Origin of the sequence: Streptomyces laculatispora (assembly GCF_017353455.1) — a bacterium.
In the GTDB taxonomy this organism is placed as follows: domain Bacteria; phylum Actinomycetota; class Actinomycetes; order Streptomycetales; family Streptomycetaceae; genus Streptomyces; species Streptomyces laculatispora.
Map to the genome: position 1 here is coordinate 1 of NZ_JAFMPZ010000091.1, position 24,151 is coordinate 24,151.

The window sequence follows — 24,151 nt, forward strand, 5'->3', positions numbered from 1 at the left end:
GCCGGGGGCCGGGAGGGTATCGAGCCTGGTCAGGGCGCTGGTGATCACGTCGGTCCAGGGCCAGTGGTCCGCGAATCTGAGATGTCGGCGGCGGGCAGTGGTGACAAGCTGAGCGGCGGCGGAAAAGAGGCGAAGCCGTAGCCGGCGGGGTTCCCAGAGCCGGGCCTTGCCGGTCAACGCGAGCATCGGCATCCAGGCCAGCAGGTCGAGGGCGATCTGGATGATCTCCAGCCAGATCTGGTTCTGGGCGGCGTCGTGGAGGGGCAGGTTGCGCAGGCCGGTGGAGCGGGCGTTTCGGATGCGGTCCTCGGCGCGGGCCCGCCGGCGGTGCCGCAGCTCCAGCTGGGCGATGGGTGTGCCGGTGGTGTTGGTGGCGAAGCAGGTCAGGCGCAGTCCGTCGGCGTCGGTGAAGCGCAACTGGGCGCCGGGGTGGGGACGTTCTTTGCGGACGATCAGCCGCATGCCCTGCGGCCAGCCCTTGAGCACGTCGCCGTCGAGCTCGGCCACCCAGGCGCCGTCACGGATCTGTCCGCCCGGCTCGATGGCCACTGTCCAGGCGGGGGCGGGAACCCGCAGAACGGCCTGGTGGATGGCGTCGGTGATGGTCATGCCGACCGAGTAGGACAACCACCGGCCGCGCTGGGCGAGCCAGGCCACGAACTCGTGGGTGCCGCCGCCGGAATCGGTTCGGATCAGCGTCTGACGGCCGCGTCGGTAGGGCTTCGGCAACTGGGCCAGGGCCAGTTGGGCCGTGCTGATGTGGTCGGCGGCGGTGTTGCTTCCCGCGTTGCCGGGCCGCAGCAGAGCGGCGACCGGCTCCCCGCTGCCACCTGGGCCGTGGTCGATGAACGCCATCAACGGGTGGTGCCCGAAGGTCTTCTTCCAGGTCGCGGTGGCGTCCTGCTTCTCGGAGTGCGCCAGCACCAGCACCCCGTCGATGTCCACGATCACCTGTCCGGCCGCGTCCGGGGCCGCCGCTCCGGCCATCTTCCAGACGTGTTCGCGGGCATGGGCGCGTGCGGTGCGGATCGCCGTCAGGGCCTTCGGCCCGCCCGAAGCGAGGGCGTCGACGAGGCGGGAGACGGTGGGGTCGGAGGCCACCGCACCGAACACGGCCGGCTCGGCCCGCAGCATGCCCGCGTCGGCCAGGCAGTCCCCGCCGAGTGCCACCGCCAGGGCCACATCCAGCAGGATCTTCCCCGGATCATGCACCGCCCGCGGCTTGCGCCACGGGCTCAGGGCCGCCGATATCGCCTGATCCAGCCCGGCCTTGCGGACCGTCTCCACCAGCAGGACAGCACCCGCCTGCGAGACCACCGCCCGGCCACCGCCCCCAACGCGGACACGAGGATAGGAACCGATACGCTTCTTCACCTGGGAAGTGCCTCCGACGGTGGCAGGAACAAGGGCCTCAATAATCCTTATTCTTGCTGGTCAGAGGCACTTTTCGTTTGCCTGACCACCCGTCGGACACCGGGCTTCATGAAAGCGCGAGGCTAATGCGAACGCTGCTCCCGCGGTGCAGTCCTGATGTGACCGGTGATCATTGCGTGCGCCACCAGGAGCACTCCGGCCGCCGGCAGCCGCTCCGAAGGAGGGTGGCACGACATCCACCCATGCTGGCGGCCGTTCTTGTATCCGGACCCTCACTGCGACGCCAGGACAAAGAACCGGTCAGGTGAGAACCGCTACAGCACTTGCGAGGACGCGAACGTGCAGGCGCTGGATGTGCCGGGCCAGGAGCGGGAGCGGGATGACGGCCGCGTCGCCGGTTCGGGAAGGGCGGCACGCTCATTGATGAGAGCCGTGTTGGTGAGCTTGGACAGCGCCTCGCGCAGGGCGGGGGTAACTCGCCTGCGCCTGGCCGATACCTGCCTGCTTGTGCGCCAGGTCCGAATCCGGTGCGAGGACGTACTCAAGAGTGAGGCAGTCGGCACCAGGACGGGCACAAGGTCTGCCCGACTTACTCGCGCATCACTCTGTTCCGGGGTGCTGCCTCCGTTCCGCCCGGAAACTGTTGCTCATATCGCTGTCCCCTGCTTGGGACAGCCGCCCAACGCCATCCGGCGACTGCCGGTAGCTATGAGTGAGGATCAGGACAACCCATGAAGTTGATTTTCAAGAGACGTGCACGTGCGACCGCAGTGGTCGGTGCGCTCGCAGGCGTTCTGACCCTGAGCCTGGCCGGTTCGGCCTCCGCGTCATCGGTTCCCGCCTGGCAGCTGCAGGTGTGCTCCTGGGGCTCGTTCCAGACCAACGTGTATTACACGAGCGGTTTCATGGCGGTCCCGGCCGGTCAGTGCCAGACCATGTGGTTCCAGCCCATGAGCACCGACACCTCGTTGGAATACGTCACCGCGTACGTCAACAACGGTGGCTACATCGCCAGTGCCACCGTCAACGTCGCCACCGGCGCGGGCCTGGCCACCGGGGGTTCGGCTTCTTCCCCCTACCTCTGGTCGTACTGAGCCTGACCGGTGGGGGCGCGGCGAGCATCGCTCCACGCCTCCGCCGGTCCCTCGGCGGTGCCTGTGACGCTCCGACCACAACACCGCGCCGACGACCGGCCGGACCCGGTGCCGCGGCTGAGCCCTGCCGAGCGTCGCGCCTGCCCGGCGGTCCTGAAGCAGCGGGCCGGGCTCAGGCAGTGGGACGAGAGCGGTATCGAGTCGTGACGCTCATTTGACGCTCCGACTCCACCGAGCGGGGGGAAGGAACACCTGAAAGGACGCTCTGACCTGCGCCTCCTCACCGGCATCCGATGTCGACATCTTCCCGATGACTGCGCACGTTGAGTGCGTGGCGATTCTGGAGCCTGTTGCAAAGGGGCTCTGACCTGCGGCTTTCTTGTGTTTTCCAGATGTGGCCGGTGGTGCTCGACCTGTTTCCGGAAGTGCAGCGGGTCGAGTGGACGGATCGCCCCTTGAAGGGGGCCTGACCTGCGAATTCATGGGGGAGGCGCTGGTATCGGCGACGCCTTCAGGGCCTCGTTCGGAAATTCTTGACGCTCGGATGACGCTCGAAGCGAGAGTCCGACCTCCCGGACCTCCCCGGCTGGGGCCGTGCGGACCGGACTGTCGGCATGGAGGGCGAGGAACTCCTCATGGAGGCGGCGCGAGCTGCCATCCAGGTCCCCGGCTCCCTGGAGCCCAGCGTGCGCCAGTCCAAGCGGCAGAACGTGGCGCCGTGATCCGAGGTCTTGAGTGGCTGGTATCACCTCGCCACCCAGATACCAGTCAGGTATCATCGCTGTATGGCGATGACACTCCGACTCCCCGACGATCTTGATGCGAAGCTCACTGAGCGTGCTCGTCGAGAGGGCCGAAGCAAGCAGGAACTCGCTGTCGAGGCCATCCGCGACGCCCAGGACCGGGCCGAGCTGAAGGTCGACGATGTCCTGGCCGAGCTCATGGACAGCGATGCGGAGATCCTGGACTACCTGAAGTGACCGAAGTGCGCTACATCCAGATTGACGAGATCCTTGCCATCGCTCGCACGGTCAACGGTACCGACCACAGCGTGCGTGACATGGGACTTTTGGTGTCAGCGATCGAACGGCCCCGGACCAACGTTTTCGGAGCCGAGCTGTATCCCACGCTGCACGAGAAGGCGGCGGCACTGCTGCACTCCGTTGCCCGAAATCACGCCCTGATCGACGGCAACAAGCGCACCGCCTGGCTCGCCATGCGCGTCTTCCTGCGGCTCAACGGTGTCAGCGCCGGTACCGTCCCGCCACCTGCCTCCACTGCCGGCCCGTTCGTCGAGGAAGTCGCGCAGGACAACATGGATGTACCGGTCATCGCCAAGCGCCTGTCGGCCTGGTTCCCCGTCTCCTGACGTACGACGACGGATGGGGTGGGCACGCGCGCGCCCGGCCCTCACGCGTAGTCCGGCTTGCTCGCATCAGGCCGGAATCGGCGCTGTGCACTGGATCGCTTGGGCCATGAACACGGCTAGCAGGCCGAGGGCGGCCGGGGGACTCCCACAACGGTAACCGGCCAAGACGGTGGACACCGAGGCCGGGCCGGTGGAGGTCACCGTCTCCCCGGGACCAGGCCGGCATGTTCGAGCCGACGCTGGCCAAGAAGCGGCAGCGGCGTCTGGGCGGCATCGACGAGATGGTCTTGTAGCTGTCGGTGAAGGGCCCAGTATATGGCGTTATTGTTGCGTACCTGGCTGAAGTGTGTGGCGCCGAGGTCTCGAAGTCCATCATCCCGACCATCACCGACAGAGTGATTGGGGGGATGATCGAGTGGCAGAACCGACTGCTTCAACGTCCGACCGCTGCCGCTGCCGCTGCCGCAAGCGAGCGGGCAGGGCGGAAGGGCCGACTCCACGGAGTCGGGCCCTTCTGCTGCAGTAGTCAGGCGCCGTACGCCCCGACACCAACAGCTCTCCCTTGTCGATAGTGCAGACGCCGCGACGGTCGCCGACTCGCAGTCGACGGCGTTCTGGCTGCGAAACGAATGCGGTGGTGTCGCAACCGGTGCCTTTTGGTCAGTAACACAGTTCCTCGATCAGAAAGTGAAGCCGGGGGCTGTCGAGGGGGGCACGGTGGGCGAGGCGGTTGCGGGCGTCGCGTATGGTACGCAGCCGGCGGCGCTCGGCGGGGGTGAGCCTGATGGCGCCGTCGCAGTGAGCGCTCCACATCGCGCCGAGCTCCATCATGTCGACGGCGGAGCCGGCGGGTTCGGCGGGCGTGCCGGGTTCGCGCCGCGGGCCGTAGTCCTGCGCGAGCCGGGCCAGCGGGACGCGTGCACGGAGCCGGACGGTGGCGGTGAACTGGTCCCGGGCATCGTCCAGCAGAGGCAGCAACACATGATTCTGCGCCAGCCACACCCGGGCCGACACCGCCTGCTCGTGTGTGAGGTCCCTGCCAGGGCGGTGCCTGAGCCTGCCGTCCCAGCTGTCGATAGTGCCTGCGTTCCAGGCCACGAGCAGCTTTTCGTCGGGGCGGCGGCCGGGATGACGGGTGCCCTCGACGCGCTGCGACGGGATGGCCGCCGGTCCAGGCAGATACGCGAGCACCTCGTGGAGCGCTGACATCAATGTCTCCGGACGGCCGTCATGCCAGCAACTGGCCAGGGCACCGGCGATGTCGAGATAGGGCCCGCACACTTCGGTGATCGTGGCCTGTGTGACCGCTTCGTGCAGATGCCGCCGCTCCATGGTGGAAGCCAGGAGCGGGCGCGCCAGTGCGACGACTGTGGCGGTGTCCAGGCGACCTGTGGCTCCCCACCACCAGTGCACTGCGATGTCCTCCCGGGCAAGCTGATCAGGCAGACCCGTAGGCAAGGTCTCAGTGGAGGCCATGACGAGGGCTCTGGGGCGCCGGTCCGGGGGGAGACCCGCCTCCTTGGTCGTGGCCACTAGTCGACGCAGCAGGTGGGTGGCGGCGGACGGCACCGGCTCGCGCCATGCCCGTACGACAACCGGACGGGTCTCGACGGTGCCAGTGCCGCCACCGGTGAGCCGGGCCAGTACGTCGTCGGTCGGGTCCGGGCTGGCTGCGTCCCTGTCACCGGTGAAGTTCAGTTCCTTGGCGAGCCGCTCCAGCAGGCCCGCCAGTGCCTCTGCCGGGGTGGGGGGTACTGGCGGCCCCGGCTCGGTGGGCACGGGAATCCTGGCCGTGAGCAGGTCCGGCAACCCATCGTCGAAGTCGGGCACAGGGGCCAGGCCGGACCACTGACGGGCGGCCCGAGGGCGGCCCGACACTGTGGAGCGGACGGAGGCCGAGCCGGGGGTTTCGTCAGAGGGCAGCAGCACGAAGTCGGCGAGTTCGTGCAGCACGTCGTCGAGCAGCCGGTCGACCTGGTTGTCGGTGTCGTCCAACATCTTCCTGGGCAGCAGCCACAGGCAACTGCGACCGCTGTTCAGATCGGCCAGCAGGCGGCCAAGCCAGACCCTTATCCCTGGCAGAGGGATCCCGTCGGCCGCGGCCGTGCCGATCACGATTCCTTTCCCACTGTGGTGAGCGCCCGAAAGGTGACGAGGTCCAGCGCGTATCCGTCCTCGCTGTCATCCAGTACGCCGTGGTCGGCGAGTCGGTCGGTGAATGCGCGCGTCTCGGCCAGATCGAGGCCGATCGCGGCGGCGATGTCGCCGTGATCACACCCCTCACCGGGCTCGACGTACTGCACCCAGACGGTCAGCAGGTTCCGCGTGGACGGGGTGAGTTCGACCCGGTCGAGGTGGGTGCGGGCGACTTTCTCCTGGGCGTACTGGGCTTGGATCGCCTCCAGGGCTCCCTCCAGGGTGAACCCGCCTCGGGTGGCGTAGTCCACGGTGCGCTCCACAAGGCTCGGCCAGCCGCCGGTAGCTTCCATCAGCCGACGCCGCTTGTCCGGTGTATCGAACGGACATTCGGGCCAGGCGCGCAGACTGTCGGCGTTCCACCGCTCGGATCGCAGCACCTGGGTGACCCGCTCGTCCTTGAGTACTTCCTGCGCCCGCGGGTCGACCAGAATGAGCCCCGTGCGCGGTGGCTTCGCCTTGCCGCGCAGAGTGTGTCGGTGCAGTCGGTCCAGGGTCTGACCGAGCGTCTCCACGCCGCAGTAGCGCAGATCGGCGAAGACAACGCTGGGGTCCTTGCTGCGTGTGTCCTGTGTGAGAACGTCCACCAGGGTGTCCGGGGTGGTGGTGTGCACGGTCAGGCCCCGCGCGCTGGCGTAGGAACGGATCGCCGGCTCCATGAGCTCCGGGCTGTGGGCCTTCGTCAGGAAGACCAGAGTCAGGCCGGGACTCGTCGCGTCGTACAACTGCTGCTCGGTGAGCGGGCTGTACCGATGTGCACCGGACTGTTGGCCCGACCCGAGCAGCCGACGCGAGAACCGCGGGTTGTAGTCGTAAGGCAGGCTGAACTCGGTCTGCCGCAGTTCCAGTTCGAGGTCCTCGCGGATGCCGAGCATGTGAACCACGTTCGGGCTGCGCACCGCATAGTGTCGACGGTCGGCCTGCTGGATCAGCAAGCCGAGCCCCGCCATCTCCTCCAGGTAGATTTTCACGTCGCTGGCGGTCAGTCGGCCGAAGCCCTCCGGCCAGTTTCGCTTAGCCTCGTTGAGCAGTTCGTCAGCGTCGTAGCCGCGCTGGAAGCCGTCGGCCTGGCTGCGCAGCGCGATCACCAGGGCGAGCACCCGGTACCGATCCTCGAGGTTGATGGTCAGCCGCATTCGCTCGGCAATGTTCCTGTGCACCTCCGGCGAGCCCGTCACCGCCCGCACGTCGTCCTCGGTGACCGTTACCGGCCACTGTGCCGAGCTGAGAGGTTTCTCCCGCAGCGTGGTGACGAGGCGCTCGCAGAAGATCTGTACCAGGCACGCCTGGTAGTTGGTCGCGGCCAGCACCCGCCAGACCAGTTCCGGACGTTCGAAGCGGTAACCGAAGGCCGCCATCGGCTCGACCACCAGGCGCTGCGCCTCGACCGGCTTGAGCGGGCCTATCAGCTCCTCACCGCCGTGTGCCAAGGGCACGTTGGACAGCCGGCTGAACCGCTGCACCTGGTGCAGACCGGCGAAGACCACCTTGAAGCGCCGGTCGGTGCTGTCCATCAGTCCCTTGAGCCGGGCCACGTTGGCGAAGGTGCCCTCGCCGCCGCTGCCACGCACCGACTTGGAGTCAGCGGTCAGGAAGGCGTCCGCCTCGTCGGCGAGGACCAGTACCCGCCGCTCACGGTTATCCTCCAGCCAACGGCGCACCTGCTCCAGCAGTACATCGGGGGAGGCCGCCGTGGACACTTTCGGCCCCAGCACCCCGACCCGCTTGAGCTCCGTGGCCAGCACCGACCAGATCCGGTCGGCGGGTTCCGCCTCGCCCACCCCGCGCGCCTTCAGGTCCAGGTAGATGGCCTTATGGTCGGGGGTCGATGAAAAGTCGGCCTCCACCTTCCGCAGCAGCGCAGACTTGCCCAACTGACGTCCGCCGTAGAGGAAAAGAGCACCCAACGGATCCTTTACCGCAGAGATCTCCCGGACCCGGCCGTAGAACACCTCTGGCGGCACGAGCCCCGCCACGAAAGGCGTGTACGGATTGAAGCCGGTCCACGGCAGTGTCACGCGCTGTAGGGCCCGGAACGAGCGGGGCGAGCGTGCCGTGACCCATCCGAAGACGGCCGGGTCCACTACCAGAGCCTGCTGAGCAGAGGTCCGTGTCCACAGCGCCATCGCTCGGCGGCCGGCCATGCCCAACGGGTACAGGTAGAGGATGATGCAGGCCCCCGAGTCACTGTGGTCGAGCAGTTCCAGGGGGCTGCGCCCGCGCTGCTCATCCGAAACCAACAGGATCGTGTATGTGGTAGCTGCGGAGCCGAGTTCGGCAACGTACCCCGGAGCGCTCCCACTTGCCCGGAGCTTTGCGGTCAACCGGAGGGTGCCGCGGAGCTGGCGACTGTCGTCGCGGGCCGGCGGCCTACCCTCAAGGCCGAGCAGACGCAGCACCGTCGGCACGTGCTTCTGCCACTCGCTGCCGCGGGTGGACGGCTTGCTGAGCGCGTCCCAGGACTCGAGTCCGGCCAGCGCGGCCTCGGTCAACGGCTGGCCGTCGGCGTAATGCTCGGCCCATGGCACCGCCGAAAAGCCCTGCTGGCCCGCCTTGACCGGCGTAATGGACTCCAGACCCGCCACGAACCGCTCCACGTCCTCACTGCGGCCCGTGACGCTCCACTGCGGCAGGGAGCCACCCTTGCGCAGCAGCGCCAGGCACTCCTCCGCCGTGACCGTGTCGCCTGCCTCCAACAGTGCGGACAGCCGCTTGCGGTCCGCCGCGGTAAGCGTCAGCGCCTCGAGTTGCTCGCGCAGCCGCCCTACATATGCCTGGACTTGGTCCCGCAGTTCCTCCTCCAGCCGACGGATGGCCTCCACCGTGGACCGGTATGCGCCGTCCGGCGATGGCCGCTCCAACCGTTCCAGCCGCCCCACTAGTTCCCGCTCGGTGACAAGGTCAAGGCTCTGGGCGCGCAATTCCGCGAGCAGTCCGGCGGCGACGCGGTGGGCTTCGGCCCGTACGTTCGTCCAGCGGGCCCACTGCGCGTCACGGCGGATCCGCCAGTCGGACGGCAGCGCCTCGGGGCCGGCAGCTGCCGCAGGCACGAGTCCCTGTTCCAGTGCCTCGACCAAGGCGTCCGCCAGATGCAGGTCCCCTCGCTCGGCGTAGGCGGCCGCCACGGCGGCCACGTCCACCGGCTTCAGCAGCGACAACACCACCCGGGTGAAGCCCACAGCCTGCGGATCGGGCGCGCCCGCGGCTGTGCGGGGCAGGTCCGCGGCGGCCAGCAGGGCCTCTGCGGCGGGTACGAAACCGGCGTCCGGCACCGTCTGTGCCTCGCCGTCGGCGACGTCCGGCACTCCTCGGGACACTGGCGAGCGGCCGTCTTCGGTCAGCCAGCGCCGCAGACACAACAGCGCTGCTCCCTCGAGGCCCGGCAGCGGCGGCAGCTCTTGCACCTTTGCGAGCGTGTGGCGCAGAGCGGTGACGGTGCCGCTGCGCTCCTCTATGCCGGGCGCGGCAAGCGCACGGGCCTGGGAAAGGAGCGTGACAACCTGCTCGATCCGGCTGAGTAGGGAGCGCTTGGCCTTGGCCTCGATGGGCTCCTTGGCCTGCTTGGGCGTACGGATCGCCGCGTCGGCCTCCTCGATGATGCGTTCGGAGGAGTCCCGTTTACGGAAGGTCTCCCACGCATCGTCCAACACGGACGCGTCCGCCTTGCCGGAAGCCCACTCCCGGACCGCTTCCAGTGCGCGTCCCAGCGGCTGCTCCGCGCGCATCAGCAGGTTCTGCACCTGGGTTGCGCGCGCATAGCCGATCTTGAGCTTCGGGAGGTCGACCTGGAGCCGCTCAGCCTCCTCAGCCAACCCGGAACGTGTCAGGGTCGGGCCCGTCTCCATGCCGGGGTACAGCGTGGCGGGGTCCACCCGCTGGTAGTGCCGCAATACGTCAATGGCGGACTGCAGCAGCCGGCCCCACGCGCCGGAGAGGAAGGAGCAAGGGTCCGTCTGTAGCAGCAGGTCGTTGGGCCAGCCCACGATAAGCCCCGCACGGACGGAGGCTACGGCCGCCAAGACCAGAGCTGGGCGGTCGCCTTGCACGCTCTCCAGGTTCGGGACGAACCGCGTCATCACCGGTGTGGCGTCCTCAGGCGTGTCGCAGGAGAAGGCGGCGTCCGCGAACGCCAGGCACTCTGCCCGGTGCCTGGGCTCGGCAGACGCCACGGTCAACCAGTAAGCCTCCTGGAAACGGTCGGCGCTCACCAATTGCTCGACGGGGGAGGTGGTGGCGTCGGCGCCACTCCCGGTATCGGGCACGGGGTCGTGCCAGGGCAGCACGGGCTCCTCGTGCTGTGCGGGTTCGGAGGTATTCGTGGCGTGCGATGGGGCAGGTTCGACAGCGAGGGTTTCGGGTTCAGCAGTGCTTGTCAGGACTGAGGCGTGCTCCGGTTCTGCGTGCTCTTTCGTCTCTGTGGTCTCCACGGCCGGCGGGTGGTCCGCGGGTCCAACGACGAAGGTCGCGTCAGCAGGCTCGGCGGTCTGGGCGTGCTGGTGAGGTTCCGCGTTCTGCGCGGTGTCCGTGGGTGGCCCCGGTTCCCCGGCATCCGCGGTCTCCGAGCCCACCTCGTCCTGGGCTGCAGTGAACTCATCCGCCATCGCATCGGGATGGCCGCTGCCGCCCGCGTTGCGAGGTGCCGGAAGCGCCTGCTCCTCGGGACCGGGGCGGGCGCCCATGGTCAGCTCGGCGATCTCCGCCTCGAGTGTCCGCAGCGTCGCACGCAGGGAGTCCAGGTAGGCGCCACCGGTGCTCTGCTCGGCCAGGTCCAGCACCGGCAGCAGGGCCTGCCGTTGCTGGACAAGCATGGAAAGTCTTTCGCTGCGGGCGACTCCCCGCTCCCGTTCCTCCTGGAGGGCGTCCACGATCGCCTGAAGTGCATCGAAACCGTCCTTGGCGGCCCAGTCGTGCCCCGTGCCCCGGAACAAGCCGGCCACGGTCCCGCGCTCCCGCGCCCAGGCGTCGGCCTCTTCCACCAACGCGTCGGGCAGCGAGAACCCTCCGGCCACCCGTTCCGCGGCCAGACGCAGCGCATCGCCGAACTCCGCAGCCCGGGCCCGCAGCGCATCCACGGCCGCGGCGGCATCGGCGGCATCGGCGGGGTCGGCCACATCTCCGGTCACGCCCACTGCCGTGTTGGCCAGAGTACGCACCCTAGACTCCGTCCCCTCGGCCTTCTCGTTCTTCACAACGCCTCCCGCGGCCCCAGCCCGCTGCCGCGGTGCAGCGTCCAAGTCGCCGTCTTGCTCGGTGATGTCCGTACCGGAGACGTGGTCATGGTGGTGGTTCTCAGCCTCCGCCCCCAAGCCGGGGACCGCCCGGTCCGCTGCGTCGAGCAGCCGGTCCCAGTGTTGCTCGGCCAGGGCCTGCCGTGGGGCGCCGTCCTCCAGCCGCATGGAGTGCAGGGTCAGCCGGGCCAGTACCGAAGGCAGGGCCTCGGCCATCGTCTCCAAGGCATTGATGTCCATCTCGGCAGGGCCGACGGGGCGTCCCTCGGCCTGATGGGACCAGAGGTCGTCGGCAAAGTCGGCGGCTGCATCGGCGATCTGCTTCAAGTCGCGCGTACGAGCCTTGTTCAGCCATGCTCGGGCCGCAAGCAACTCGCGACGGCCAACGCGCGGTTGCGGGCCACGGAGCGGGATCGTCGCCCAGAAGGGCAACGGCCCTGGTAATAGGATCAGTTCACGAAGTCGTACGTCGTCGAGCCTGGTCAGCCAGGCTCTCAGGTCCCCACCCGCTCTTGCCATAGCGAATTCCTGTCAGACCGATCCTTGTGGGCCAAGTTCTGTGACAAGTAATGACGTTGGAGCGCAGCGTAGTCACCAGAGGTGTCGGCGCAGAGGTGCAGCGGGTGGTCGAGCGGGGCGTGGTTGCTGTACGGGAGGCGCTGCGGAGGGCTGGACGGAGCGGTACGCCTACGACGACGCCGGCCAACCAGACCTCGGCGTCCTGGCCGTCCGGTCACCCCGGCCGTGAAGCCACCGGGCCACTCTGAGCGACCGGCCGCCAGAAGATCTTCTTGAGGATGTCGACCTCACACTCCTGACCGGGGACCGGGTCGGTCACGGTGAAGCGGGCGGACAGCGGGGAGGCCTCCAACGCGTGCACCTTCCAGCCGCGGGCTTCCAGGCCGGCGCGGAGCGTGGCGGTGATGTCGGTTATCGGCGCAGGGTTCTCGGTGGCGACATCAAGGTCCTGGCTGGGACGGTTTTACGAGGCGATGCGCCCGTACCGCATACCCACCGGTGAGGACCAGGGGGTACGGGACCCGAGCGCGATCACATCCGCCAGGAGCCGCGTGCGCAGCACCGGCAAGTCCTTCACGCGGCTGCCTGGGGGAGGGTGGCGACCTGGGGGAAGGCGTCTTCCCATACAGCGCGCACCGTACGGCCGACGAGAGTGCGCAGCACCGGCCACAGCTGGATGAGCAGGTCCCGGTTGAGGTAGCGGGGCAGGTCGTCGTACAGGCCCTCGTGCAGGACGGTGCGGTACAGGCCCATGCGCTGGCGTGGCTTGCTCATGTCGTACGAGGTCATTCCGGACCAGGCCATGTGCAGCGGCAGCTCCACGACCCCCTGGGCCGGACCGTGCAACTCGTCCAGCGACTCCGGCAGGCGCCGCCGGAACTTCTCCCGGTACAGCGCGAGGTCCTTGGCGTCCGTGCCCAAGAGGCCCCTCGGCGCGCGTGTGGGGTGCTGCGGGCTGGAGGGCATGACTCCATTATGTCGCTCGGGGAGATGGCACGGGGCATGATGTGTGAGCTGGCGTCCGGAGCCGGCGGGGGCGGACCCGCTGCGTGAGCTGGCTCTGGCAGCCTGTTCACCGGGTGGCGGCGGTGACGCTCGTTTGACGCTCCAGGCACCCACACGCAGGACGGCGAGCTGAGAAACGGGCTCTGACCTGGTCTTTTCCATGACGTGCTCAGGTCAACATCTTTTCGATGACGCATCGCGTGGAGTGCGTCGCGATCCTTGAGCCGGAGAAGAAGGACGACTGACCTGCGGTTTTGTGGTCCGGGTGGATCGCTCGACCTGTTTCCCTCCGTGCAGCGGGTCGAGCGGACGGATCCCCCTTTGAAACGCCCTGACCTGCGACTTTACGTAGAGAGACGCTTACGTCGGCGACGCCATCAAGGTCTCGTTCGGACATTCTTGACGCTCGGGTGACGCCCGAAGCGGAAGTCTTGACCTCACGGACCTCACGGACCTCTCCGGGCGGAGTGGCGGTGGCCGTTGTGCGGGCCCTCAACCCACACATCAACCCAAACCGCAACGGTTGGGCTTTCTGGACGGTCACCGCCACGGGGAAGCTGCTGCAGAGCATTCGTTAGTGCTGCCCCTGAGCTGAGCCGACATATACACACGTGGGCCACCAGCACTCCGGGGCCCGCGATTGCGGCGGGTACGGGTTGTAGAAGCTGGACGGAGCCACCGACAACGCTGATTGCCGGGAGCCGCCGCTCCAGGACACCCGGTCCCCGGGAGGCGGCCGGGCGCCCCGCATACCGGCGTAAACCAGCCAAGTGCTTTGGCCCCTGTCCGGGAGCGCTGCCACCACGGCACAATGGACGGTGATGACCAGCACTACCGCTCCGGGCCCTGGGCGGGACGGGTTCAGCCCCTTCGCCCACCTCACCGTGCAGAACACCACCCTCTACCGTGAGGTGATGCAGGTGTTCGTCATGGCCAAGGAACGCTTTGCCGTGCATCTGCGGCCCGAGGACGTGTATGCCGCACTGCCCGGGGAAGCGCGGCCCGGCGAGATCGACGGGGTCGTCAAGGCACTGGACAAACTGGTCGCGTGGGGGAATCTGCGGGCCGACCCCGACACCGGGCGGGTCAGCGCCGTCGAGGACTTCTATCGCAAACGCTTCATCTACCAGCTGACCCGGGCCGGGGAGGCTGCCGAGGAAGCCCTTGCCGCCTATGACGAGGCGCTCGGGCGGCGGGGCGCCCTTCAGGCCATCGCTCTGCACGACATCGTCACGCAGCTGCGAGCGCTTCTCGTGCTCACGGCCGACGAGCAGCCGGATCCCGGCAAGACGTACCTCGCGTTCGACGCGCTCGCGAGCCGGTTCGCCGCTCTCGCCGACAACGCGCGCGCGTTCATGAGTTCGTTGCAGCGGACCATTGATCTGCATGAGGTGGAGGAAGCGGTCTTCCTCGCGTACAAGGATCGCCTCATCCAGTATCTGGAGCGCTTCATCCAGGACCTGATCACCTTGGGCGGACGAATCGCCCAACTCATCCTGGAGCTGGAGGATTCGGGCAGGATCGAGATCCTGCTCAAGGCCGCCGCCGGGCGGGAGGCGGCTGACGCCGCGCCCGAGGACGCGGCGCCCGCCGCGCAGCGGGCATACGTCCACTGGGCCGGCCGCTGGGACGGGCTCGCTGCGTGGTTCCTCAGTCGGAACGGACGCGAATCGCAGGCCAGACTGTTGCGTGGCCGTGCACTGGGGGCCATTCCGCAGATGCTGGCCGTCGTCCGTGTGCTGGGGGAGCGCCGAGCCGGCCGGTCGGACCGTTCCGCCGATTTCCGCACACTCGCGCGCTGGTTCGCCGAAGCCCCCGACGACGCCTCGCGACACCAGCTGTGGCGGGCGGCCTTCGGGCTCCACCCCGCCCGGCACCTCACGATCGATGCGGACACTCTGACCGCCCGCCTGGCCACACCGGCGCCCGCCGCCACACCCTGGGCCGCCGCGGAGCCGCTGCGGATCAGCCCCCAGCTGCGCCGCACCGGAAGCTACGAGCGGCGGGGCAAGCCCCGCAAGGTCGAGGACCGCCAGGAGCGGCGCCGCCACCTCGCCGAGGTGGCGGCCAAACAGGTGGCCGAGACCGCCGCCGCCCGGGACCGGCTCGTCACCGACGGAGCGGTCAGACTGTCCGAACTAGGCGAGCTCGACCCGGTGTCCTTCGGACTCTTCCTCCAACTGCTCGGTGACGCGCTGGCCACCTGGCGACCCGGTATGCGGCACACCGTGGCCACCAGCAACGACGGTTCCATGGAGATCAGGCTCAGTGCTCTGGCCGATGGCCCGGCGGCGCAGATCCGTACGCCGTCGGGGACGTTCCACGGGCCCGATCACCTCATCGAGATCGTCGACCTGACCGACGGCGACGGGCCGGTGCACGGAGGAAGCGGACGATGACCACGCCACTGGCCGAAGTGCTCGACGGGCAGCACGCAGCTGAGCTCCGCAAGGCGGCCCGCGCCCTGCTGAAACAGCCGCTCCTCCTCTCCCACGGCAAGCACGCGGATGAGTTCCGGCTCGTGCGACGGCATGCCTCCGAGCTCCGGGAGTGGTTCGACCGCAACACCGGCTGGCCGCTCCACGTGGACGCCGAGACCGCCCGGCTGCGCAAGATCCCCGGCGTGCTCCACGACTCCACACATCCCGCACGCGAGGCGACCCGCGCCGCCGCCCCCTTCACCCGTCGCCGCTACGTCCTGCTCTGTCTGTCCCTGGCAGCCCTGGAGCGCGGCGAGTCCCAGATCGCTCTCGGCCGTCTCGCCGACCATGTCGTCCTCGATGCCACCGATCCCGGGCTGCTCGCGTCGGGCATCCACTTCACCCTCGACCGCCGCGACGAGCGCCTCGACCTCGCGGCCGTCGTGCGGCTCCTGCTCGGTCTCGGCGTGCTGCGCCGGGTAGCCGGAGACGAGGACGCGTACGTGAACGGGGCGGGCGACGTGCTCTACGACGTCGAACGCCGGGTACTGGCAGGGCTCCTCGCGACACGTCGCGGTCCCTCCACCGTGCAGGCCGAGGCCACCGCCGACCGGCTGGCGCAGCTCGTCGCCGAAACCGCCCTCGACAGCGAGGAACTCCGCTTCCGAGCGATGCGGCACGCACTCACCCGCAGACTTCTGGACGACCCGGTGCTCTACTACGACGAGCTGAGCGACGCCGAACTCAGCTATCTCACCAGGCAGCGGGGGTTCCTCACGGCCCGGGTCGCCGAGCTGACCGGTCTGGTGCCCGAGATCCGGGCCGAAGGCATCGCCATGGTCGACCCCGAGGACGACCTCACCGACGTACGGATGCCCGAGCAGGGCACTCACGGCCACATCACCCTGCTGCTTGCCGAGTACCTGGCGGGGGCGGGCCGACCCGTCACCACCCACCAGCTCACCCAGCGGGTGCGGGAACTGGCCCTCGTACACGGCACGTTCTGGTCCAAGGCCGCGCGGGAGCCGGGCACGGAGGCCGAGCTCGTCGAGCAGGCCGTAGCCCGGCTCGCCGCCCTCGGCCTGGTCGCCCGGACCGCCGACGGGGCCGGGCCCCGCCCCGCGCTGGCCCGCTACGCGGTCGGCGAACCCGTCGTACTCGAACCAGGCACACCCGGCAGCACGCGCAGGCCGGCTCAGCGAAAGGCCGCTCAGGCGTGACCAACCCGCTTCCCGAGCCCCTCCGGGCCCGCTGGCAGCCCCTGCGGATCGGGCTCGTCGACCTCTTCCACTACGACGTGGAGGAATTCCACTTCCGTGACGGACGACTGCTGCTGCGTGGGAACAACGGCACCGGCAAGTCCAAGGTGCTCGCGCTCACGCTGCCCTTCCTGCTCGACGGCGACCTGAGCCCCAGACGGGTGGAGCCTGACGGTGACCCCGGCAAGCGGATGGAATGGAACCTCCTCCTCGGCGGTGAGCACCCGCACACCGAGCGCCTCGGCTACACCTGGATCGAGTTCGGCAGACGCGACGCGAGCACCGGGGAGAGCCACTTCCGCACGCTCCTGTGCGGACTGAAGGCAGTGAGCGGACGCGGGATCGCCCGGCACTGGTACGCCGTCACCGGCCGGCGCGTCCAGCACGGACCCGGTACGCCCGCGGAGGGCTTCCTCAGCCTGGTCGACGCCACCGGCACGGCCCTCTCCAGGGACCGTCTCGTCGAAGCCGTCGCCGGTCACGGCATGGTGTACGACCAGGCCAAGACCTACCGCAGAGCCGTGGACGAGGCCCTCTTCGGGCTCGGCGAGCAACGGTACGGAGCCCTGGTCGACCTGCTCGTTCAGCTGCGCCAGCCGCAGCTGTCCAAGCGCCCCAACGAGGCAGCCCTCTCCCGCGCACTCACCGAGGCCCTGCCACCGGTGGACCAGGCCGTGATCGCCGACGTGGCCGAGGCGTTCCGCTCACTCGACGAGGAGAAGACCGAACTGGCGGCAGCCTCCGCCGCGGAGCGCGCCGCCGCCGGCTTCCTGGAGCACTACCGGCGCTACGCACGCATCGCCACCCGCCGCCGCGCCCGGCTGCCACGTTCCGAGCACTCCCGCTACGAGCAACGCCAACGGGACCTCACCGAGGCACAGGCACAGCAGGCCGGAGCCGAGGAGGAGCGAGAGGCGGCAGCCGAACTCGGCGTGATGCTGGAGGAGCAGCAGAACCGGCTCCGTGCCCAGGACGCGGCTCTGCGGGAAAGCCCCGAGATGCGCAGCGCCAGAAACCTTGAGCAGGCACACCATGAGGTGGAGCGCACGGTGCGGACGGCAGAGCGCGCGGCGAGTGACCGGGACCAGGCGGTGCGGCTGCACCACAAGGGCCTGGAGCGGCTCGGTGCCGCTGAGAACCGGCTGCGGGCGGCTGACGGGCGCGCCCAGGACACCTATCGGCAGGCTGCCGTGGCCGCGGCCGCCGCCCGGGTCGTCCTGCCGGGGAGCGACGTGCCGGGGAGCGACCTGCCGGACGACGGACTAGCCCCCAGTGAACTGCGCGGTGCCGTAGAGGAGTCGGTGGAGCGGGCCAGGCGTGCGCTCACCCATGTGACGGGCCTCGCCCGGACCGCCGCCCGCACTGCGGAGGAACGCCGTACACGGGCCGTGCGACTGGACGAAGCCGATGCCGACCGGTCCGCGGCCGCGTCGGAGCTCGGCCTGGCCGAGGAGGACGTGGCGCACGCCGGACGTGCGCTGCTGGACGAAGTCCGCACCCGGGCCCGCGGCTGGACCGAACTCGCCTATCCGGATGAGCCGGGTCTGCTGGACGAACTCCAGGAATGGGTGGGCCGTCTCCATGGCCCGTACCCGGCGCGGGCCGAGGCCGCGCGCGCCCACAGTGCCGCGTCCGCGCGGCTGGCCGAGCAGATTGCCGCCGCCGACCGCCGCCGGGCCGAACTCACCCGGCAGGCCGGAGAGCTGCGGCAGGAACTGACCGCGCTGGAGGCCGGCGGGCGGCGCCCGCCGCAGCCGCCGCGCACCCGCACCCCCGGTCTGCGTGAGCGGCTGACGGGCGCCCCCCTGTGGCGGCTGGTGGACTTCGAGGACGGGCTCAGCGAAGAGGAACGAGCCGGTCTCGAGGCCGCCTTGGAAGCCTCCGGGATGCTGGACGCCTGGGTACTCCCCGACGGTGCGGTTCTCACCGCCGACAGCCACGAGGTACTGCTTGCCCCGGCCGAGGCCCCGGTACGGGGCATGTCGCTCGCGCACCTGCTGCGCCCGGCCGTGGACCACGGGGACGCCGGGGCCGCGGCCGTGAGCGAAGGCACGGTGGCCCGGCTGCTCGCCGCGATCGGGGCCGGGCGGGAAGCCGGTGCGGCGGGTGGTGAGGCCGGAACCTGGGCCGCGGTCGACGGGTGCTTCCGGGTCGGCGCGCTCACCGGCCAGTGGGCCAAAGCCGGCGCCGAGTACATCGGTGAGGGTGCGCGGGAGGCTGCCCGGCGGACCCGGATCGAGGTCATCCATCGCGAACTCGACGTCATCCAGGGCGAACTGGAGACCCTCGTGGATCTGGCCGGCACGGTGGCCGCCCGCCGCAGGGTGCTGGACGCGGAGGTGGCCGACGTGCCGGACGAGACCGCCCTCGCCCGCGCACACGCGCGAGTGGCAGCCGCCGCGGAATCGCTGCGCCGGGCCGGTGAACGGCGCGAGGAGCGGGCCGCAGCGCTCCAGGAGGCGGCTGAGCGGAGCGAGTCTGCGGCGGGGGAGCTCACCCGGACCGCAGAGGACCTGAACATGCCGGCCGACGAGGAAGGACTGACGGCGGTACGTGACGCACTCGGCTCCCTCGCCGCGGTACTGGCCGCCCTCTGGCCCGCCCTGCGTGAACGCGGTGAGGCCGGCGGCCAGGTCGCGGACGAGCGCACCGAGACCGGGCAGGCCGCCGAGCGGGCCGCGGAGTTCGCGGAGCGCGCGAAGGAGGCCCACAGCGAGGCGGCAGCGGCCGACGAACGCTTCAGTACCTTGCGTTCCACGGTCGGTGCCGCCGTCGACGAACTCCAGCGCCTGCTGGCGCAGACGGCGGAGTCGCTGCGCCGTTGCGAGGGCGAGCAGCGGGCGGCTCACCGGCGTCATGCCGAAGCCGACCGGGCGGCGGGCAAGGCCGAGGGCCGTATCGAGCAGCTGCACGAAGGACTCAGAGAGGCGGCCCAGGCGCGTACGGAGGCCATCGCCGCACTTCAGCGGTTCACCGGTACCGGGCTGATGGCTGTGGCGGTGCCCGAAATCGAGGTGCCCGCCGTGGACGGCGGCGCGTGGGCGGCCACCCCTGCCATCGCGCTGGCCCGCGCGATCGACGCGGCACTGTCCGCCACCGACGACTCCGACAGTGCCTGGGAACGGGTGCAACGCCGGCTCAGCGAGGAGTTCAAGACGCTCCAGGACACCCTGTCCCGGCACGGTCACCGAGCCTCCGCCCGAATGGTGGAGGACGGCATGGTCGTCGACATCACCTACCAGGGCCGCGAACGAGCCGTACCGGACCTGGCCGCGGCCCTGGCTGTCGAGGTCGGTGAACTGGCCCGCATCCTGTCCGCTCGGGAGCGGGAGATCCTGGAGACCCATCTGGTCACGGAGGTCGCGGGGACGCTTCAGGAGCTGATCGGCGCGGCCGAGCGGCAGGTACGGGACATGAACGTCGAGCTGGAGGAGCGGCCGACCTCAACCGGCATGCGGCTGAGGCTGGTGTGGCGGTCATCCCGCAGGGCTCCCGCCGGGCTCGCCCCGGCCAGGGAGCGGCTGCGCCGGTCGGCCGACATCTGGACCGCCGAGGACCGCGTGGCCGTGGGCGAGTTCCTTCAGGAGCAGATCGCCCGCCAGCACACCGACGACGCCTCGGGCAGCTGGCTGGACCACCTCACCGCCGCACTCGACTACCGGACCTGGCACGAGTTCGGGGTCGAGCGGCACCAGCAGGGCCGCTGGGTCCCGGCCACGGGACCCGCTTCCGGCGGCGAGCGGGTGCTGGCCGTGTCGGTGCCGCTGTTCGCCGCCGCGTCCTCCCACTACGCGAGTGCGGGCAGCCCGTACGCACCGCGCCTGGTCACCCTCGACGAGGCGTTCGCCGGGGTGGACGACGACTCGCGCGCCAAGTGTCTGGGCCTGCTGCACGCCTTCGACCTCGACGTCGTGATGACGAGTGAGCGCGAGTGGGCCTGCTATCCGCAGGTGCCCGGCATCGCCATCGCCCAGCTGTCGCGGATCGACGAGGTCGCGGCGGTGCTCGTCACCCGGTGGGAGTGGGACGGCACGCGAAGGCGGCGCGGTCCGGACCCCGTGGGGCCCGAGGACGCGGTTCCCGCACCCCGTGCCGAACCGGCCGACGCCTCGGAGGCGCAGTGGAACTGACCCCCGGGACCGTGCCGGTCGACGACGTACGACTGCGCAGGCTCCTCGGCGCCCCCGGACTCGACTGGTTGGTCGACCGTGCGCGTCGACGCCTGGAGCGCGGGCGGCCGCTTACCGGCCCGGTGTCGCTGAGCTCGCCCACGGCGGACCAACGGATAGCGGCGGAAAGGCTGTTGGGGCGCGCTCCGGGCGGCGGGCGGTCCTTGTCCGTGCGCCTCGACGCGGTGGACGACCTGCTCCGCCGCTCCGGCATCAGCCCGGCGGGACTGGCCGTGGCCGTGGTCGCGCTCACCGGGCCGGTCACGCTCCTCGGCCAGGCGCGTGCCGGGGAGCAGCGGGCCTGGGCGCAGGCACACGCCCCGGCCGACGCCCTGGCGGACGAGATTCCCGCCCTCCGCGGCTGGACAGAACGGCTCCGGAAAGACGGGCTGGTACGGCGCCTTGCCGGTACACCCACCGCGGCGGCCGACCTGCTTGGCCGGACCGCCACCGTCATCCGGGCCCTGCCGGCCGATCCGCCGGAGTCCCTTCCCGCCTTCTCCTCCCGACTCCTCGGCAGCGCACACGCGTTGGACGACGGGACCCCGCTCTGTACCCTCGCACTCTCAGGCGTCCGGGCGCTGACCGGCGTTCCCTACGGAAGCGGGGCGCAGGGTCGACGCGAGGCGTGGGCATCGGTGGGACTGCTGCGCGACGAGCTGTCCTCGACCGTGCTCGCCCTGAATCTGCGGGGCACTCCTGCCCTGGACTGGCTGGCCGACGCGGGTGAGCCCGCCGTGCTGACTCTGCGGCAGCTGACCCGGTATCCGCCCCGCTCGGCGCCACCGACGGTCCGGATCTGCGAGAACCCGGCCGTGCTCGCTGCGGCCGCCGACACGTACGGCACGCATGGCGCACCCCTGGTCTGCCTCCAGGGGCAGCCGTCCGCCGCCGCCCTCACCCTCCTGCGTCATCTCCACACGCACGGCAGCCGCTTCCACTACCACGGCGACTTCGACTGGGGAGGCCTGCGGATCGCCGCCGCCCTGCTGCGGCGGGTCCCCTGGAGCCCGTGGCGCTACACAGCGGCCGACTACCGTGCCGCGGTGCACGCGCTGCCCGCCGGCCCACCCCTCGGCGGGGTCCGGGCCGAGGCACCGTGGGATCCCGGTCTGCCGGACGCGCTGGAGGAGTCGGGCGTGCGGGTGGAGGAGGAGGCGGTGCTGAACGACCTGCTGGCCGATCTCGGATGAGGAGGCGGGCCCTCCTCCACGTCCGGGCGCGGCCGCGACGGCGACCGTTGTCCGCGGGACGCCGTGTCGTCATCGGTCATAGACTTCGGATGCGCGGGTGAGCGACTGCCACCGACTGCCGCCCCGCCACCGACCAGGAAGGGCCCGCACGCCGTGGAACCACTGAGGGACGACGACCCCCGGACCATCGGTTGCCGCCCACTGGAAGATGCTGCGGTCCATGGCGCCCCGGGAGGCCGACGACATCTTCCTCGTCGGTGACACACACCAGAGGATCTACGACAACCAGGTCACCCTCGGCGTCAACATCCGGGGCCGCTCGGCGAAACTGACCCTCAGCTATCGCACCACCCGCGAGATCCTGGGCGCCGCGATCCGCATCCTGGAAGGCACCGACTTCGACGACCTCGACGGCGGTGCCGATGACCTGGCCGGATATCGCTCGGTGCTGCACGGCGGACGTCCTCGCCTGCGAAGTGCGGACAGCTGGGACAAGGAACTCGACCTCGTCGTGGAGCAGGTACAGGCATGGCACGACGTCCCGCGCGAGTCCGTCGCGGTCTGTGTGCCGACCATCGACATGGCCGACGAGGTGGTGACCCGGCTCGCCCGCCGCGGCATCATGGCCGCGAAGATCACAGGTGACGGGGCGCGAGGCGTCGAGGGGGTGCATGTCGGCACCATGTACCGCTTCAAGGGACTCGAGTACCGCTGCATGATTATCGCCGGCGTCTCGGAGGGCTTGGTCCCTCGCTCGGCTGTGGACACCTGGGAACGGACCGACCGCCTTCGCCACAGGCGCGAACTACAACGAGCGCGCTCGCTGCTGTTCGTTGCGGCCACCAGGGCACGGGACGCACTGACCATTTCCTGGAACGGTGAGCCCAGCCGGTTCCTTCGCCCCCTGGGAGCAGGGGGTCGATGAGCCGGCTCCCTGCGTGTCAGGCCCCTGTACGGTGTGCCCGCCGACGGCGCTCGGCGAGCCTGTTGGTTGGTGCGGATGATGTCGTACTCGCGACGCCGTCAGGCCTCTCACCACAGACAGGAGCTATCCGCCCGCCGCTTCGAGGACGCGGTCGCGGAGGAGTGGGAATTCTACTGCCGCACAGTGGCTTCGCAGCAAGCGACAGGATCCGTAGAGCTGCTGGCAGACCTTGCCGAGCGCTTTGGTGAGGAAGCTGCTCCGGCCGGTCGTGACGCTCATCTGACGCTCCGCATCACGTGGAGTGCGTGGCGATCCTGGAGCCGGAGAAGAAGGACGACTGACCTGCGGGTTCGGGTGGTGTGCCTCATGTGCGCTGTGGGTATTGCTCGGCCGCGCCCGATCCGTATCGCCGGCGACTTCACGCGCTACGACGTACACGCCGTGCGCGAGCACCGGCGCGGCATCGAGCCGGTCCGCAGCTGGTCCGCTGCCGGCTCTTCGGCAGCGGCCTGCTCACTGCGGGGTGACCGCCCCGCGACCGAGAAGGTTCCGTGCCGTGAACCCGAGCAGCCTGCGCGCGGCCGAGGTGTCGACCGGCGCCGCGCGGCCCGGCAGCGGGCGCCGCAGCACGGTGGTGGGGTGGTAGCGGCGCAGCAGCTCCTCCGTGGGGTAGGGCACGATGATCTCGGGGGCGCAGAGGTGTACCGCGTGTGCCGCGCGGCCGGGTACGTCCAAGGCCAGCAGTGCGGCCCGCGCCGCGTCATGGACCTCCAGGTACGTCCACAGGTCCCTTGCCCCCGCGGCCGGGTCGGCCGTGAGCCGGGTGGCGTGGGCGAGCAGGCGTTCCTCGAATCCGCCCACGTACGGATAGCGCAGGCACACCACGCTCATCCCGTGCCGCCGCGCCATCATCCGCGCTGTCAGCTCGTCGACCTGTTTGGAGAGGCCGTAGGGGTCGGACACCTGGGAGGTCATCGCCTCATCGACCGGTGCGTACGGTGGATGCGGATCCTCGACGTCCGTCCAGGGCAGGCCCGTGACTCCCCAGGAGCTCGCCACCGCCGCATGCCGGATCCCGGCCCGGCCGGCCTCCTCCAGGACTGTGAAGGTGGAGAGGGTGTTGCCCGCGAAGACCTCAAGCGCGGTGTTGCGCTCGGGAGTCGGGATCGCCGCCAGGTGGATGACCGCGTCGGCGCCCTCCAGAGCCGCCTGCACGGTCTTCGTGTCGGCGGCGTCACCGGTCACGACCAGGCGCGCCACGAGATCGCCGGGATCATCGAGGACCAAGGCGTTCGCCTCGATCCCGCGCTCGGCGAGCAGCGCGAGGACCGCTCGCCCGATCCGCCCGGCGGCCCCGGTGACCGTCACTCTGCCAACCATCCAGTCACTCCCCTGCGTCG

At 70.0% G+C, this 24,151-nt stretch carries 13 protein-coding genes and 3 pseudogenes; 9 read left to right on the forward strand and 7 right to left on the reverse strand.

The features are described from left to right. The coding region (locus tag J1C73_RS04980) for an IS1380 family transposase (protein ID WP_207315259.1) at positions 1–1,374 on the reverse strand (1,374 nt) is incomplete at its 3' end. Between the two features lie 731 nt (positions 1,375–2,105). Here J1C73_RS04980 and J1C73_RS04985 point away from each other — a divergent pair. The 4 genes and pseudogenes from J1C73_RS04985 to J1C73_RS34515 all read left to right on the forward strand — a co-directional run. After that, on the forward strand, positions 2,106–2,468 hold the full coding sequence (locus J1C73_RS04985) for a hypothetical protein (protein WP_207315260.1): 363 nt from the start codon (positions 2,106–2,108) through the stop codon (positions 2,466–2,468). A gap of 785 nt (positions 2,469–3,253) precedes the next feature. Then, the gene (locus J1C73_RS04990) at positions 3,254–3,448 is read left to right on the forward strand and encodes a ribbon-helix-helix protein, CopG family (RefSeq protein ID WP_030703572.1); all 195 of its coding nucleotides are present in this window, start codon (positions 3,254–3,256) and stop codon (positions 3,446–3,448) included. Next, complete coding sequence (locus J1C73_RS04995) at positions 3,445–3,837, forward strand: type II toxin-antitoxin system death-on-curing family toxin (RefSeq protein WP_037880073.1); 393 nt, start codon at positions 3,445–3,447, stop codon at positions 3,835–3,837. The genes J1C73_RS04990 and J1C73_RS04995 overlap by 4 nt, the downstream gene beginning before the upstream one ends. A gap of 163 nt (positions 3,838–4,000) precedes the next feature. Then, positions 4,001–4,289: pseudogene (locus J1C73_RS34515) on the forward strand (transposase); the annotation flags it as partial. Between the two features lie 94 nt (positions 4,290–4,383). On the opposite strand, the pseudogene J1C73_RS34520 reads toward J1C73_RS34515, so the two are convergent. The 5 genes and pseudogenes from J1C73_RS34520 to J1C73_RS05015 form a co-directional block, all read right to left on the reverse strand. Then, a pseudogene (locus J1C73_RS34520) lies at positions 4,384–4,485 on the reverse strand (type II toxin-antitoxin system RelE family toxin); the annotation flags it as partial. Between the two features lie 12 nt (positions 4,486–4,497). Next, the gene (locus J1C73_RS05000; RefSeq protein WP_207315261.1) at positions 4,498–5,952 is read right to left on the reverse strand and encodes a hypothetical protein; all 1,455 of its coding nucleotides are present in this window, start codon (positions 5,950–5,952) and stop codon (positions 4,498–4,500) included. Continuing rightward, complete coding sequence (locus J1C73_RS05005; protein ID WP_207315262.1) at positions 5,949–11,588, reverse strand: hypothetical protein; 5,640 nt, start codon at positions 11,586–11,588, stop codon at positions 5,949–5,951. Before J1C73_RS05005 ends, J1C73_RS05000 begins: the two co-directional genes overlap by 4 nt. Positions 11,589–12,012: 424 nt before the next feature. Beyond that, positions 12,013–12,357 (reverse strand): annotated as a pseudogene (locus J1C73_RS05010) (nucleotidyl transferase AbiEii/AbiGii toxin family protein); the annotation flags it as partial. Continuing rightward, positions 12,354–12,746: a hypothetical protein gene (locus tag J1C73_RS05015; RefSeq protein WP_207315263.1), complete on the reverse strand. Its 393-nt coding sequence runs from the start codon at positions 12,744–12,746 to the stop codon at positions 12,354–12,356. The pseudogene J1C73_RS05010 and the gene J1C73_RS05015, both read right to left, overlap by 4 nt. An 860-nt stretch (positions 12,747–13,606) precedes the next feature. Here J1C73_RS05015 and J1C73_RS05020 point away from each other — a divergent pair. The 5 genes from J1C73_RS05020 to J1C73_RS05040 all read left to right on the forward strand — a co-directional run bounded on the left by J1C73_RS05020 (position 13,607) and on the right by J1C73_RS05040 (position 22,751). Next, positions 13,607–15,184 carry a TIGR02677 family protein gene (locus tag J1C73_RS05020; RefSeq protein WP_207315264.1) on the forward strand — a complete coding sequence of 526 codons (1,578 nt, stop codon included), beginning with the start codon at positions 13,607–13,609 and terminating at the stop codon, positions 15,182–15,184. Then, on the forward strand, positions 15,181–16,425 hold the full coding sequence (locus J1C73_RS05025; protein ID WP_207315265.1) for a TIGR02678 family protein: 1,245 nt from the start codon (positions 15,181–15,183) through the stop codon (positions 16,423–16,425). The genes J1C73_RS05020 and J1C73_RS05025 overlap by 4 nt, the downstream gene beginning before the upstream one ends. Continuing rightward, positions 16,422–20,594, forward strand: a complete 4,173-nt coding sequence (locus J1C73_RS05030; RefSeq protein ID WP_207315266.1) for a TIGR02680 family protein — start codon at positions 16,422–16,424, stop codon at positions 20,592–20,594. The genes J1C73_RS05025 and J1C73_RS05030 overlap by 4 nt, the downstream gene beginning before the upstream one ends. Further along, on the forward strand, positions 20,585–21,826 hold the full coding sequence (locus J1C73_RS05035) for a TIGR02679 family protein (protein ID WP_207315267.1): 1,242 nt from the start codon (positions 20,585–20,587) through the stop codon (positions 21,824–21,826). The genes J1C73_RS05030 and J1C73_RS05035 overlap by 10 nt, the downstream gene beginning before the upstream one ends. Positions 21,827–22,046: 220 nt before the next feature. Further along, positions 22,047–22,751, forward strand: coding sequence for a 3'-5' exonuclease (locus J1C73_RS05040; protein ID WP_242643743.1), 705 nt, complete (start codon positions 22,047–22,049; stop codon positions 22,749–22,751). 513 nt (positions 22,752–23,264) lie between these two features. Here J1C73_RS05040 and J1C73_RS05045 read toward each other — a convergent pair. Continuing rightward, the gene (locus J1C73_RS05045; protein WP_207315269.1) at positions 23,265–24,131 is read right to left on the reverse strand and encodes an NAD-dependent epimerase/dehydratase family protein; all 867 of its coding nucleotides are present in this window, start codon (positions 24,129–24,131) and stop codon (positions 23,265–23,267) included. Positions 24,132–24,151 lie beyond the last annotated feature (20 nt).